Below are 14447 nucleotides of genomic sequence, written 5' to 3'. Positions count from 1 at the left end.
ATTATTTTTGCTGCACTTATCATTATTTTTACTAAAAGGTAATCAACGCAACTAAATGAAAAACGCATCTCTTATTTTAAGTACGCTGGCCTTTATCGGTGTGCTCGTTCTTTTTGCACTCCGTCTCAGCGGAAATAAAGACATGGGTAAACATATGCCGCCGCCAATGGAAAATGGCAAACCAGGAGTTAACGGCGGCCGTATTGCATATGTAAATATTGATACGCTGGAAGCACATTATGAATACCTGAAAAATAAAAAAGACGATTTTAATAAACGTCAGGCAAACATTGAGTCGGAATTGCAAGGTTCCGCCCAGAAAATGCAGAATGACTATGTTGCGTTGCAGCAAAAGGCGCAGGCTGGTTCATTAACGCAGGCTGAAGGGGAAGCTGCCCAGAAACGTCTGATGCAGATGCAGCAAAGCCTTGAAACACGCCGCCAGGCAGTAACAGAGCAATTGCTGAAAGAACGTGATAATTTCAACACAGAGATTCAAAAAAATCTGGATAGCTTTCTGACTGAATATAATAAGGATAAAGGTTATGACTATATCCTTTCTTATTCAAAAGGTAATGTGATCATGTATGCAGATAAACGTCTGGACATTACGGAAGACGTAATTAGAGGCATGAACGAAATGCATGGTAAGAAAGATGCTAAAAGCGATTCTACCAGCAAAAAATAATTCGTATTTTCTGCATTAAATCTGTTTGCATTTGGAAAACAAATCTTCGTTTCACCGTTCGCTTACATTATTAGATGGTGCCCTGCTCGTTATCGGTTCTATGATCGGGTCGGGCATTTTCATTGTAAGTGCTGATATTTCCCGTACTGTCGGTAGCGCAGGCTGGCTCGTTTTCGTATGGCTGCTGTCCGGTTTTATTACGCTTTCCGCAGCATTGAGCTATGGTGAGCTGAGTGGCATGTATCCGCAAGCCGGCGGGCAATATGTTTATTTGCGCGAAGCTTATGGTAAGCTGTATGGTTTTTTGTATGGCTGGTCATTCTTCGGGGTGATTCAAACGGGTACGATCGCCGCAGTAGGCGTAGCTTTCGCTAAATTCACCGGCTATATTGTGCCGAGTCTTGGAGAAAATAATGTGCTGCTCGAAATAGGCAAATTTCATATAACAGCTGCGCAATTGCTGGCTATAGCGATGATTACGCTGCTCACCTGGATCAATTCTACGGGGGTAAAAAATGGTAAGTGGATTGGTTTCTTTTTCACTTTTGCGAAAATCGGCGCTATGGCCGCGCTGATTATTTTCGGTTTTCTCGCTGTAAAAGGCGGCTCTATGTGGCATGAAAACTGGATGAGTCCGTGGATGGCGATGAGGATTCAGGACAAAATGAACGGCGGTATCATTACACATGCGACGCTCGACACTAATCAGTTGATTATTGCTATTGGCGTTGCAATGGTGGGCGCATTGTTTTCCAGCGATGCCTGGAATAATGTTACGTTCATTGCAGCAGAAATAAAAAAACCAGAGCGCAACATTGGTTTGAGCCTGTTTATCGGTACGCTGGTGGTGACTGTTATTTATGTGTCGATGAATCTGATGTATCTCAATACGCTTTCCATCGGTGAGATTGCACACGCTCCGTCTGACCGTGTCGCACTGGCTGCCGCGCTGAAGATATTTGGCAGTTCGGGTACCTGGATGATTGCGGTGATGATTATGATCGCCACTTTTGGTTGTAATAACGGCTTGATTCTTTCCGGTGCACGCGTTTATTACACGATGGCTAATGATGGTTTGTTTTTGCCCGCAGCGAAAAAACTCAATAAAAACGGTGTGCCTGCAGTTGCATTGTGGATGCAATGTATCTGGGCGTCGTTGCTTTGCCTGAGCGGAACATATGGAAACCTGCTTGATTTCATCATTTTTACGGTATTGCTTTTTTACATACTGACTATTGCCGGTATCTTTGTGCTGCGCAAAAAAGCTCCGGATCATCCGCGTCCTTACAAGGCTTTTGGATTTCCGGTGATTCCTGTGATCTATATTGCGCTTGCGTCTTCGATCTGTGTGATCTTGCTGCTGAATAAACCTGAATATACATGGCCGGGCTTGATTATCGTGTTGCTAGGCATTCCGGTTTATTACTGGCTCAATCGCAGGCAAAATGCAGAGACGCCGAAAGCATAAGCAAAAATAAAAAGGAGTATATGGGTAGTTTGGACTTAAAGAAGATATTTGACGGCATGCAGGATATGCATGTAGTGGTAGTAGGCGATGTGATGTTGGATAATTACTGGTGGGGCGATGTAGAGCGTATTTCTCCAGAAGCGCCTGTGCCAGTGGTTACGCTGAAGCGTAGAGAGAGTCGGTTGGGTGGTGCAGCGAATGTAGCACTGAACTGCCAGGCTCTGGGTGCGAAGGTGACGCTGGCAAGTATTGTTGGAGACGATAACGAAGGTAAAATGCTGGAAGCGCTGGCAAACGACGCGGGTATTGATACGCGGCTCATCATGCATAGCAGTCAGCGTTTGACAACTACAAAAACACGCGTGATCAGTCGTAATCAGCAAATGATGCGATTGGATGAAGAAGTGAGTGAAGATTTGTACACAGAAGAAGAGCATCCGTTTATCGATCTGGTGTTACGTTTTTTGCAGCGGGAAAAACCGCAGGTACTCATTTTCGAAGATTATAACAAAGGTCTGCTGAAGGAAAACGTGATCAAGCGCATTACAGATCATTGCCGTGAAATCGGTATTGTTACTGCGGTTGATCCAAAGAAGAAAAATTTCCTGGCGTATAAAAATGTTTCCATTTTCAAACCAAATCTGAAGGAAGTCCGTGAAGGGCTCCATTTGTCTATCGCTCAGGTAAACAGTGAAGAGTTGGTTGCAGCACATGAAAAGCTGAAATCAATTTTACATCACGATATCACCTTCATTACGCTTTCGGAAAAAGGAGTGTTTTATAACAACGAAACAGAAAGCAAGATTATCCCGGCGCACTTGCGCAATATCGCAGATGTATCGGGCGCGGGTGATACAGTGATTGCAACGGCTTCTCTGGTGTACGCACTGACTAAAGATGCCCATCTGATGACTGCTATTTCTAACATTGCCGGTGGCCTGGTTTGTGAGCAGGTTGGGGTAGTGCCGATCGATAAAGATCTGCTGCTGGCAGAAACTGAAAGGCTTTTGACATTGTCTGAGGCTTTAAAGTAAATAGAAAAAACATTTGTTAAACCGGCCGGATGCGTTTGCTCCGGCCGGTTTTGTATGAGTACGAATTGGTATATTTGTTATAGATAAAACACCTCATCATGAGCTCTTATATCGTTAAGATTCTGGAGACGCACTACATCACACACGATGTAAAACAATTTGTAGTAGAAAAGCCGCAGGGCTATGTATTTAATCCCGGTCAGGCGACAGACGTGGCAATTAATGTGCCGGAGTGGAAAGACCAGTTAAGGCCGTTCACTTTTACGTCCCTGAATGTTTGGGATCATCTGGAGTTTACCATCAAAATCTATCCGGATCGTAATGGGGTGACGCATCAGTTAGGAAAAACGAATGCCGGTGCCGAGCTGATCATTCATCAGCCATTTGGTGCAATTCAATATAAAGGTCCTGGTATTTTTATTGCCGGAGGCGCAGGTATCACTCCTTTTATTGCTATCCTGAGGCAGCTTTCGCTAAATAATCAGATTGAAGGGAATGCACTTATTTTCTCTAATAAATATGCGGAAGATGTAATTCTGGACGAAGAACTGCGAAAAATGCTTGGCAACAATTATATGAGTTTGCTCACCAGAGAAAATCTGATTGGTTTCGATGAACGCCGTATCAGTCGTGATTTCCTTGTGGAAAATATCCGGGACTTTAGCCGCAATTTTTATCTCTGCGGACCCGACAAATTTGTTGAGGATATTAATGCAATGCTGGTTGATTTAGGTGCTAATCCTGAGTATCTGATTTTTGAAAAATGAACCCCCAGCGCCTGAAGGGGCGTTTCGGCGGGAGTACTTCGCACATTTTTTAGTTTTTCACGCGAAGGCGCACAAGTTTTTCTCACGGCGGCCCTACGACACGGGTATTCACCACTGACCATTCACCATTGACGAACCTATTTTTTGTTTAACCGCGCTTCTTCCAGATCGAGTTCTTGTTCGCGTTTGCGGATGAGCTCTTCCGGATAGGAGGCATCTTTTCTCATCTTAGCTAATGCTGCCCGTTTTGTAGAAACAACGCCCAGTAACATTTCGCGATAGCGTGGTAAAAATGATGCGGAGGACTGAGCGGCTTCGGTATTGGCCTGACGCTGGTTGGCGATTTCGATCATTCGGGCATAGCGTTCACGCACGCGGATATAAGCATCGTTGTCGGCTAGTTCTTTATAATTTGTGTCCATATAATCGAGCGAAGCTTCCGCCAGACAAATACGAATTGCCAGTTCCTGCGCATCCTCGTTTTCTACCACTTCAATTTTTAGCAGGCGAATAAGTAATGGCAGGCTTAGGCCCTGAAATACCAGTGTTACAAGAATTACTACGAAACTTATAAAGAGAATGAGATTACGATGCGGAAATGGTGTAATACCATCGGCAAGCGTCATTGGAATGGCTAATGCTGTCGCCAGTGAAACCACACCACGCATACCACTCCAACCGATAATAAACACGTTTTTCCAACCAGGATCAGGTTCTGTCGTTCTGATTTTTTTGCTCAGTAATCTCGGCAGGTAAGCACCTGGAAATACCCAAGTAATGCGGATCATGATCATGAATAAACTGATCAGCAAACCATAACCGATAGCTTGCCCCAGCGAGTAATCTTCCAGACCGTTTACAATTGTTTTCAGCTGCAGCCCTATGAGGATAAATACAACGCCGTTTAGCATAAAAACAATTGTGTCCCAAACATTGGAAGTTTGCAGACGCGAATTGTAAGAGAAAAAATCCTGCGACCGGAACGAAAGAAATAGTCCACCGCTTACCACCGCAAGTACACCCGAGTAATGAAAATGTTCTGCGGCGATGTACATGAGGTAAGGTGTGATTAAACTAATGGCAGTGTCAATGCTAGGCGTGGTGGGTAAAAATCGATGAATGGCATAAACGATGTGCGCGATAGCGAGGCCGATTACAATACCCATTACGCCGACAACGAGAAAATCCGTTTCTGCTTTTACCAACGCGAATTGTCCGGTAAGAATGGCGGCCAGCGCCACACGGAATATGATCAAACTCGCAGCATCATTGACGAGGCTTTCGCCTTCCAGAATGATATTAGTGCGTTTGGGCACTTTCAATCCGTGCATGATACTCGTAGCCGCAACGGCATCGGGTGGAGATATAATTCCACCTAGTAAAAAGCCTAACGCCAGCGTAAATTCAGGCAATAGATAATTGGCAAATAACGCTATGCCGCAGGCGGATACAATCACAAGACCGAAGCCCATCAGTGCAATGGGCCGCTTCTGTCGCCAGAACTCTTTCCAGGGGGTATTCCAGGCGGCTTCATAAAGCAATGGAGGCAAAAAGATCAGGAATACGAGGTCTGGTTCCAACACTATGTCTGGAACAGCGGGTACAAAACTGATGAGCAGACCGGCTACAACGAGAAAAATAGGATAGGAGATCCGAAACTTCGCACTCAGCATGGAAAGCATCGATACTCCTAAAAGCAATGAAATGATGAGAAGGATTTTGTCCTGCAGCATACCGAAAGATAGGAAAAAAAGCCTGCCTACTCTTAACTCATCCGAGGAAGGAGAAATGCTACCCGTTTCAATACGCTATAAAGAGAAAACGGTCAGACGACCTGGTGTCGTCCGACCGTTTTGTATATCCGTTATCAGGAAGTCAGCTATCGATTGCAATTATGCTTTTGACGCTGTTTTAATATTGTTTTTAGAGAGGTAATCTTCCCAGCCTTGAAGCTGCACGTTTTTCAATACACGTGGAAATTTATTCATCGCCCCTTCTTTACCGATTGAGCGCATGTAATCATAGAATACATGACTTGGCAGTACTTCGACAAATACTTCTTTCAAGGCAGATGTGCGTTCTACGGCGTAGTCGTCGTTGACTTCAGAAAGCGTTTCGTCAATGATTTTCTTCAGTGCCACTGCATCCGTTTGCGCACCTTCATCTACGCCAATATACCAGCGGTGCGCAAATAGGTTTTCGTAAGAAAAACCTGCAACTGTGAATTCGCGAATGGTAATGCCCAGTTTTTTAGAAGCGGTATCAATCGCCTTGTTCATGTTATCTACAGAAAGGTGTTCCCCACACAGGCTTAAGAACTGTTTGGTACGGCCTACGATGATAATTTCCCCTTCGGCTGCATCTGTAAAACGAACCACATCGCCGATAATATAGCGCCAGGCGCCGGAGCAGGTGCTCAGCATGACCGCATAATCGGTATTTTCGTTCACTTCATCGATCATGTAAGCTTTCGGATTCGGGCGAGGATTACCGTCTTCGTCGAAGTTTTCAGCATTGAATGGAACGAATTCGTAGAATATGCCATTATTCAAGACTAGCTTAATGCCCTGGCGGCCAGGTTTGGCCTGGAAGCCAAACGAACCTTCAGACGCCATATAAGTCTCAATAAACTGGATCGGCTTGCCCAATAGTTTCTTGAAACTTTCTCTGTATGGTTCAAACGAAACACCACCGTGAATGTACACGGAGAGGTTTGGCCAGATATCGTGGATATTATTTACGCCATGGTATTTGATGATTTGTTCAAAAACGATCTGCACCCAGGCAGGCACACCACAAACAGTGCCCACGTCCCATTGCGGCGCCTTGCGAACGATCAGTTTGATACGTTCTTCCCAATTCTGGCGTTTAGAGATTTTTTGTCCTGGTTTGTAAAAAAGCGACGACATCCAGCGAGGCATGTTTTTAGCACTGATGCCGCTCATGTCCCCTTCGTAATATTCGCCACGCTCAAATAAGCTGGTTGTACCGCCAAGCATGAGCACGCCTTTTTCGAAAGCTTTCGACGGAATGTCGAAATTGGTCATGCTGTAAAGTTGCTTAAAGCCTACTTTTTTGATCGATTTGATCATGTCCTGCGTTACAGGAATGTGTTTGCTGGCAGATTCTGAGGTGCCGGAGCTGAGCGCGAAGTATTTTACTTTTCCCGGCCAGGTTACATTTTCTTCATTGTTGAGACAACGGTACCACCATTGTTTAAACATTTCGTTATAGGTATGCACCGGTACATTGTTACGGAACGCCGTCACAAAATCAACCTGTTCACTGAGGATTTTATTAAAGCCGTAATGTTTTCCAAAAGCAGTGTATTGTCCGCGTTCCAGCAAATGGCGCAGTACATGGCGTTGGTATATCCGCGGTGCAGCCACCGGCGGGTTAAATTTTTTCCTGAGTCTTAACGAACGAGCTATAAGATTACCTAACAAAGCCATTTATATACCTGCAGATTAAATGAATTGATAATATATCATCGGAATGACGCCGCAAAAATAGTTTTATCAATTGACAATTTGTGATTTGGTATGATTTCTTGCAAAGTCGCTAACGTGCAACTCTGTTGTTATCTGAATTTTTATTAAAAGAATTACAAATATAGCAGATGCCCAAACATGAAATACTTGTGGAAATTTAAAAGGAATACCATGCCATAGCAGCGAGTAGACAAAAAAAATCCCGGACGGCAAACACGCCATCCGGGAAAAATAAAATGGGGCCATTAATAATCAGAATTTTAGCGTTTTACTATTTCTGAATTATATTTTACTGTGCCTTGGTTGTCTTTAATCACTATCCAATAGATGCCATCTTGCAGGTTGGTACAGTTTACTTCAGCTGTTTCTCCTGTTGCGTTTACGCGGTATAACATCCGTCCGCTCATATCGCCTATTGTAATCACATCGCCGTCTGTTACACCGGTGACATGCAGCATGTTGTTTACCGGATTTGGCGCCACATAAATTTTGCCATCCTGTTGAACAGTGCTGATGCGCACTATTTTTACCGGAGATATATCAGAAGAACCGTCTGTATTTACCATTTGCAAACGGTAGTAATGATTACCTGTAGTTGGCTGCGCGTGTGTAAACTGATAGTTCGTTGTTACAGTACTGTTGCCTTTTGCAGTAATAGTACCCAGCTTTGTAAAATTGTTACCGTCTGTGCTGTGTTCTACGTTGTAGTAGCTCAGATCTTGTTCTGTCGCACTTTCCCATTGTAGCAAAATATCAGTCCCTTTTTGTTCTGCGTTAAATTGAATCAGTTTTACAGCGAGTGGCGTTATCCAGTTGAGCGTATAAGTAGCAGGTGTTGGATCTGCGATGCCAGCCTGGTCTACCATGGCATAGTTAAAGCTTGTATTGATACTGCCTGTGTTCAATCCTGTAAATGATAGTTTGGTCGGGTCAAAATTGGTGATATAATACCCGTTGTTCGTTACGTCAGTGCCAGTAAGGGTATGGCTGTTGTATACCAAGCTACCGTTTGTTGGTAAAGAGGTAATATTAATGCCGCTGTTGGGACTAGTGCCCGTTAGTGCACCTTGTTCCGGATCAGAACCACTAACCTGCGTCGTAATTGTGCTTACAGCAATAGTTCCGTTTTTCGGTTGCGATACAGTTTGTCCCGCGTTATTGGTGTTAGGGGCCTGTTCAATACCAAAGTTGATGTTTGAAATATCAGTGGTATTTACAGTAAACACGTCTGACATGCCATTCGGATTACCATTGTTACCCGTATTCGGTGTACCAACGAAGCTACCTGTATTTACCCAGTTGCCTGGCAGTGCAACAGTCGGTGGCGTATTGCCAACTGCACCCTGTGTGGTGTTGATCTGTACCTGGTAATTACCCGGATAAACTTCTGTGAAATTGTAGGTGCCATCTGTATTTACCGTTGCCGTAGCTGCCACTTTATTATTGTTATCAATCAGATTGACATGGATGCCTGCCGGTATGGTATTGGCAGATCCTGTGCTGTTGTTTACATTTCCACCATCGGGGTCATGAAATACATTACCGGTCAGATTTACCGGAGCCGATAGTGATACACCTAAAGTCAAAACATCACCTGAGATCGCGGTTGTTTTTGCCCATACCAGTGAACTGGTACCAGGTGCTACAATATTACCCGAACCATCGGTAAATATACCACCGTCGCCCCGTAGGTACATACGCAATGTAAGTGTAGTAATATTAGTGCCGTTTACGACCACTGAACCTGCGGCTGCATAGCGTGTGATATAGCCATCACCGGCGCCGGCACTGCCAGCAATGGTAGCCCCTAGCAGTGTGGCGCTATTTGTTATCTCTGTTGGATTTGGTATAGTAAAATATTGACTACCAGAAAGTCGAGTAAGTGTAAGCCCTGGAGTAACGAGATCAAATTCCGTAGAATAGCCGACAGTTGCGTAGACACCTCCACTGCTATTTTGAAATGTGCCACCAAGGCCTGCTATTTGTAGCACAGGATTGTTTACCGGCCGGCTAAATGTGATTACCAAATCCGAATATTGTATTCGGCTATTAAACGGATAAAGATTCACACCACTATTATCAATAAGGGCGTCTGAACAATTATATACAAGAACGCTATGGTTGGCTGTTACATCTATACCGGTGCTCGCAGTACCGGTTGGAGTGGCAGAAAAGTAGCTGTTAACAGGCCCCCCCGCTGCATTCATAGCCGGAAAGAGCGGTTGTGGTTGAAATGCCGTGTTTGAGGCAGTGTTAGAGCCACTTCCAAACATGCTACCTGGCGAAGATGGTATCCCTTCTATGCTGGTAAATTGTTGGTTGGTGAGGCTGTATGTAACTGTTAATGGATTAGTCATAGCCGTACCGACATTATCGCTTGGATTGTTTTGATTTCGCGTAAAAGTTACCACCTGAGCCGATATCGAAGGTCCATTTCCTACCGGTCCATTGGTAAACATTTCAAGACTTGGCGTCTGAGCAACGGCAGTGCCTGTAATTGCTGCAACAGCTAAAGTTGTTATTAGATTTTTTTTTCATTTCTATCTACTTTATATTTTAGAATCTTCAATGCGTGACTCGCGTTTTCGCATTGATCTTATGGTGCAAAATTGTTATAGAACTGAAACTTGGACGAGTTTAAACGGACGAAAGAATAATCCAATAAGACATAGATTGAAAAATGTAAGATGGAATAAGTGTCTATAATGCCAACAAACACCTTGCTGGTTTCATCGATCATCATGCCTAAGGCATATTTTCTTATGACGGATATGCCTGCACATTAGCCTAATTAACTATTTAACCATTTAACCATGTAAGTATTTGATCAAAAAACTAACTTTGCCCGCATTTATGGCAATTCAAGTTCAGATAATAAACAAATCATCGCACGCGCTGCCTGAATATCAGACAGCAGGTTCAGCAGGTATGGATCTTCGTGCGTGGCTAAAAGAGCCGGTAGTATTACAGCCGCTCGAGCGCAGACTGATTCCTACGGGTCTTTATATCGCATTGCCGGAGGGCTTTGAGGCGCAGATTCGTCCGCGTAGCGGCCTGGCGATCAAACGTGGCCTGAGCCTGGTAAACACGCCTGGTACTGTTGATGCAGATTATCGCGGAGAAATTATGGTGCCGATGATCAACCTGTCGAATGAACCGCAGGAGATCAGCGACGGTGAACGTATTGCGCAGATGGTCATTGCCCGTTATGAACAGATCGACTGGGAACCGGTAGAAACACTGGAAGAAACTTTACGTGGCGCTGGCGGCTTCGGTCATTCCGGGACGCACTAAAAACTGGCAGATTTGTTGCCTTAATTAATAAAACCTGCTAATCATCAATTGCAAATCATTTTTATAAATCATAAGTAATGAACATCATTATTCCAATGGCTGGTATGGGCAAGCGCATGCGCCCACATACGCTCACTACTGCCAAGCCGCTGATTCCTATTGCTGGTAAACCGATTGTGCAACGACTGGTTGAAGACATTATCGCCACTAGTAATGAAAAAGTAGAGGAAATCGCATTTGTGATCGGACCTTCATTTGGTAAAGAAGTAGAAAAACATCTTTGTGAAGTAGCTGCTTCCCTGGGTGCAAAAGGTAAAATCTGCTACCAGGAAACGCCGCTTGGCACTGCGCACGCTATTCTTTGTGCAGCGGAGTCTCTGAAAGGAAATGTGTTTATCGCTTTTGCAGATACGCTGTTCAAAGCTACTTTCAGCATTGATGCTTCTAAAGATGCCATTGTGTGGACGCAGAAAGTAGCCGATCCTTCGGCTTTCGGTGTAGTAAAGCTGAATGGTGCCAATGAGATTGAAGCTTTCGTTGAAAAGCCAAAAGAATTCGTTTCTGATCTCGCCATCATCGGCGTTTATTATTTCAGAGATGGAGAATTCCTGCGTCAGCAACTGCAACGCCTGATTGACAACAACATTGTACAAAAAGGTGAATACCAGATTACTGATGCCATGGATCATATGCTGCAGAATGGTACTAAATTCTATACCGATCAGGTAGAAGAATGGCTGGATTGCGGTAATAAAGATGCAACCGTTTATACCAATCAACGCATTCTGGAAATCAAAAACGGCAAAGAAACATTACAGGCGGCCTCTGCAAAAATTGAAAACAGTATTATCATTCAGCCTTGTTTCATCGGCGAAAATGTAGTGGTACGCAACTCAGTTGTCGGTCCGCACGTGTCATTGGAAGCTGGAGTAGAGGTGATTGATTCCCGTATAGAAAACAGTATGATTCTGACAGATACAGTTGTAAAAAATGTACAGCTGGAAAACTCCTTATTGGGGAAAAACGTAACTTACATAGAGAAGCCAAAGCAATTAAGCCTTGGTGATTTTTCTACCCAATTATGAATTTTATAACCAGGATCTCTATAGTAGCTGTGGTGTGTTTGAGTGCCACAGCTACATCTTTTTATCGGGCTACCGCACAGCAGAGTAAAATGCCAGTGGTAACACCTGATGCTACAGACAGAGCGGACCAGGTATACTTTGACGCAGTAAAAGCGTTGATGTTGGGCGATGACAAACAGGAAGAAGATCTGATGTTGCAATTTGCCAAACTGAAACCGGATGAACCTGCTTCCTACTATAATCTTTCCCGTATCTATATTCGCCAGAATCGTCCGGACAAAGCACTTGAATACATAAAGAAAGCAATTGCGCTCGATGATGAAAACAAGTGGTACCGGGAACAATATGGCAATATTCTCGCCTTTAAAAATCAGTTTCTCGAAGCCGCAGATGTATTCGCAAGGCTGGCAAAAACTGAAAAACAGAATACCGATTATCTGCTGAAGGCCGCTTTGTTATATCAACGTGGTGGCAACAACAAAGAAGCGCTGGCTTTACTCGATAAGTTAATTGAACGTACTGGCGAGTCCGAAGATTATTTGTTGCAGAAACAGCAGATTTACCTGAAGATGAACGACGTGGAAGGTGCCGCACGCACCATCCAGCAATTGATCGATCAGAATCCGAAAGAAGCTAAGTATTATACATTGCTTGCGGAAGTTTACGACAACAATAAGCAACCGGAAAAAGCCACCGCGATTTACGAGAAGGCAGAAAAAATGTTCCCCGATGATCCTGCGGTGCAACTTTCTTTGGCGTCACACTACCATAAGCTGAAAAATATGGTGAAGTATGATGAATATGTGAAGAAAGTAATTACCAACAAGACGCTCGATGCGGAAACGCAACTAGGTTTATTGCTGCCTTATCTGCACGAACTGAATGATGATACGGCTCGCCGTGCGGAAGGTGTAGAGCTGGCAAGACAGCTGACTTTACAGCATCCGGATAACGTACAGGTAATTTCATTTTACGGAGATGTACTTTCCCTGAACGGTCAGCGTGATAAGGCAACGGAACAGTATAAGAAAGCGATTGATCTTGATCCTTCGAAGTATACAACCTGGCAGCAATTACTGTACAGCTATACAGACAAAAGCGGCGCAGATTCTCTAATCGCCTACAGTGAAAAAGCTGCCCGGCTTTTCCCGAACCAGGCTATTATTTACTATCTCAATGGCATCGGCTATTTCAACAAGCGTGAATATAAAACTGCAATAAAATCCATCAACCGGGCGGTAGATATGCAGCCGGATGATAATGGCGAATTGCTTGCGGAAATGTACTCTACATTGGGAGATATTTATTTTCTGCTAAAAGAAAATACGCTTTCGGACAGCAGTTATGAAAAAGCCGTGCGTGCTGATCCGAAGAATGCTTCGGTGCTTAATAATTATGCCTACTATTTATCAGTAAGGGGACAACGTCTGGAAGACGCAGAGCGGATGTCGAAACAATCGCTGGATCTACGTCCGGATGAAGCTACATTCTTAGATACTTACGGCTGGATTTTGTACAAAGAAGGTAAATACGATAAAGCCAGAGAATATATTCAGCAAGCTGTAGACAAGTCGGGCCCGAATGCTGATGGCACGCTTTTGGATCATTTAGGAGACGTTTATTACAAACTAAAAAATACCGAAAAGGCTGTAGAATACTGGAGAAAGGCGAAGGAGAAAGGGGCGGACAATAATTTGATAGACAAAAAAATTCAAGACCAGAAACTATATGAATAGACTAATTGCCGGAATAACGATGATGATGGTGCTGAGCGGAATGGCGGCATGTAAGATTGGTAAGAAACCGGTTAGAAAACAAGTAATGCAAGATACCGCGGTGGTGCAAAATCCGCCGCTGGCCGATACAACGGTGAAGCGTGGTGATTCGATTGCCGCAGCAAATCCGGCCAAACAATTATTGATCGACAGTTTGCAATCTGTATGGAAACAGGAAATCAATTTCTCGACTTTTAGCGGAAAAGCGAAAATGCATTTCGAAATCAAGGATGAAAAGCAAGATGTTGTTGCCAATTTCCGTATCAAAAAAGATAGTGCCATCTGGGTGGCTGTAAATGCAACGGTATTGTCGGTACAGGTAGCGAGAGTCTATGTTACGCCAGATAGCTTCAAACTGATCAATTACCTGCAGAAATATTCAATGGTCATGGCTATTTCGGATGCCAAAAAGTTCCTCCCTGCTGACGTAGATTTTAGTACACTACAGAATCTGATCATTGGCAACGCATTAAAAAGCTTGTCACAACCAACTGATGCGACTGATTTCGGTGGAACCTGGTCGGTGCAAATGGAAGGAGCGGATTATGTGCAGCAGCTGACTTACAATAAGTCGGACAGCACGATGCGCAGCAGCCAGCTTCGCACCAAAGCAGCAAATGGTCCGCAAGCAATGATTCAGTATGGCAACTATGAAAAAAAGGATGAACGAAAGTTTGCGAACAGCCGCGCCATTAACACAATAAACGGGCAGGAGCAATATTATATAGACATGAATTTCAGCAATGCCGTGTTTGATCAACCGGTCGACATGCCATTTACGATTCCTGCAAAATACACCGTTAAATAACAATCGTTGATTAAATAACTAAGCTTGGGCAGTAACT

The 14447-nt window shown here is 44.0% G+C and carries 11 protein-coding genes; 8 read left to right on the top strand and 3 right to left on the bottom strand.

Translation table 11 applies throughout. From position 1 onward, the window contains the following. The first annotated feature begins 55 nt into the window (after positions 1-55). The 4 genes from DN068_RS08520 (at position 56) to DN068_RS08505 (ending at position 3957) form a co-directional block, all read left to right on the top strand. Positions 56-688 (top strand): OmpH family outer membrane protein, encoded by a 633-nt coding sequence (locus tag DN068_RS08520; protein ID WP_110998487.1) that lies wholly within the window; start codon positions 56-58, stop codon positions 686-688. Positions 689-719: 31 nt separating this feature from the next. Further along, positions 720-2156, top strand: a complete 1437-nt coding sequence (locus tag DN068_RS08515; protein ID WP_207798880.1) for an APC family permease — start codon at positions 720-722, stop codon at positions 2154-2156. Between the two features lie 20 nt (positions 2157-2176). Continuing rightward, positions 2177-3190, top strand: a complete 1014-nt coding sequence (locus DN068_RS08510; RefSeq protein WP_110998485.1) for a bifunctional heptose 7-phosphate kinase/heptose 1-phosphate adenyltransferase — start codon at positions 2177-2179, stop codon at positions 3188-3190. A gap of 98 nt (positions 3191-3288) precedes the next feature. Then, on the top strand, positions 3289-3957 hold the full coding sequence (locus DN068_RS08505) for an FAD-binding oxidoreductase (RefSeq protein WP_110998484.1): 669 nt from the start codon (positions 3289-3291) through the stop codon (positions 3955-3957). A gap of 137 nt (positions 3958-4094) precedes the next feature. On the opposite strand, the gene DN068_RS08500 is transcribed toward DN068_RS08505, so the two are convergent. The 3 genes from DN068_RS08500 to DN068_RS08490 form a co-directional block, all read right to left on the bottom strand. Continuing rightward, complete coding sequence (locus DN068_RS08500; protein WP_110998483.1) at positions 4095-5690, bottom strand: Na+/H+ antiporter; 1596 nt, start codon at positions 5688-5690, stop codon at positions 4095-4097. A gap of 159 nt (positions 5691-5849) precedes the next feature. After that, positions 5850-7409 carry a GH3 family domain-containing protein gene (locus tag DN068_RS08495; protein ID WP_110998482.1) on the bottom strand — a complete coding sequence of 520 codons (1560 nt, stop codon included), beginning with the start codon at positions 7407-7409 and terminating at the stop codon, positions 5850-5852. 299 nt (positions 7410-7708) lie between these two features. Further along, the gene (locus DN068_RS08490; protein WP_110998481.1) at positions 7709-9907 is read right to left on the bottom strand and encodes an SdrD B-like domain-containing protein; all 2199 of its coding nucleotides are present in this window, start codon (positions 9905-9907) and stop codon (positions 7709-7711) included. A gap of 394 nt (positions 9908-10301) precedes the next feature. On the opposite strand from DN068_RS08490, the gene dut reads away from it, so the two are divergent. The 4 genes from dut to DN068_RS08470 all read left to right on the top strand — a co-directional run bounded on the left by dut (position 10302) and on the right by DN068_RS08470 (position 14410). Further along, positions 10302-10742, top strand: coding sequence for a dUTP diphosphatase (dut, locus tag DN068_RS08485; protein ID WP_207798879.1), 441 nt, complete (start codon positions 10302-10304; stop codon positions 10740-10742). 77 nt (positions 10743-10819) lie between these two features. Further along, positions 10820-11827 (top strand): sugar phosphate nucleotidyltransferase, encoded by a 1008-nt coding sequence (locus DN068_RS08480; protein WP_110998480.1) that lies wholly within the window; start codon positions 10820-10822, stop codon positions 11825-11827. Continuing rightward, on the top strand, positions 11824-13563 hold the full coding sequence (locus DN068_RS08475) for a tetratricopeptide repeat protein (protein WP_110998479.1): 1740 nt from the start codon (positions 11824-11826) through the stop codon (positions 13561-13563). The genes DN068_RS08480 and DN068_RS08475 overlap by 4 nt, the downstream gene beginning before the upstream one ends. Beyond that, positions 13556-14410 carry a DUF4292 domain-containing protein gene (locus tag DN068_RS08470; protein ID WP_110998478.1) on the top strand — a complete coding sequence of 285 codons (855 nt, stop codon included), beginning with the start codon at positions 13556-13558 and terminating at the stop codon, positions 14408-14410. Before DN068_RS08475 ends, DN068_RS08470 begins: the two co-directional genes overlap by 8 nt. Positions 14411-14447: the final 37 nt, after the last annotated feature.

The sequence above is a fragment of the Taibaiella soli genome (genome assembly GCF_003236175.1).
Classification (GTDB): Bacteria; Bacteroidota; Bacteroidia; order Chitinophagales; family Chitinophagaceae; genus QKTW01.
Note: the sequence above shows the minus strand (reverse complement) of the source record. Positions and strands in the feature narration are given on the sequence as shown.

Excerpts from the sequence above, each read along its gene's own strand:
- DN068_RS08520 (WP_110998487.1), top strand. The coding sequence starts at position 56 with ATGAAAAACGCATCTCTTATTTTAAGTACGCTGGCCTTTATCGGTGTG.
- DN068_RS08475 (WP_110998479.1), top strand. The coding sequence starts at position 11,824 with ATGAATTTTATAACCAGGATCTCTATAGTAGCTGTGGTGTGTTTGAGT.
- DN068_RS08510 (WP_110998485.1), top strand. The coding sequence starts at position 2,177 with ATGGGTAGTTTGGACTTAAAGAAGATATTTGACGGCATGCAGGATATG.
- dut (WP_207798879.1), top strand. The coding sequence starts at position 10,302 with ATGGCAATTCAAGTTCAGATAATAAACAAATCATCGCACGCGCTGCCT.
- DN068_RS08505 (WP_110998484.1), top strand. The coding sequence starts at position 3,289 with ATGAGCTCTTATATCGTTAAGATTCTGGAGACGCACTACATCACACAC.
- DN068_RS08500 (WP_110998483.1), bottom strand. The coding sequence starts at position 5,690 with ATGCTGCAGGACAAAATCCTTCTCATCATTTCATTGCTTTTAGGAGTA.
- DN068_RS08495 (WP_110998482.1), bottom strand. The coding sequence starts at position 7,409 with ATGGCTTTGTTAGGTAATCTTATAGCTCGTTCGTTAAGACTCAGGAAA.
- DN068_RS08470 (WP_110998478.1), top strand. The coding sequence starts at position 13,556 with ATGAATAGACTAATTGCCGGAATAACGATGATGATGGTGCTGAGCGGA.
- DN068_RS08490 (WP_110998481.1), bottom strand. The coding sequence starts at position 9,907 with ATGTTTACCAATGGACCGGTAGGAAATGGACCTTCGATATCGGCTCAG.
- DN068_RS08480 (WP_110998480.1), top strand. The coding sequence starts at position 10,820 with ATGAACATCATTATTCCAATGGCTGGTATGGGCAAGCGCATGCGCCCA.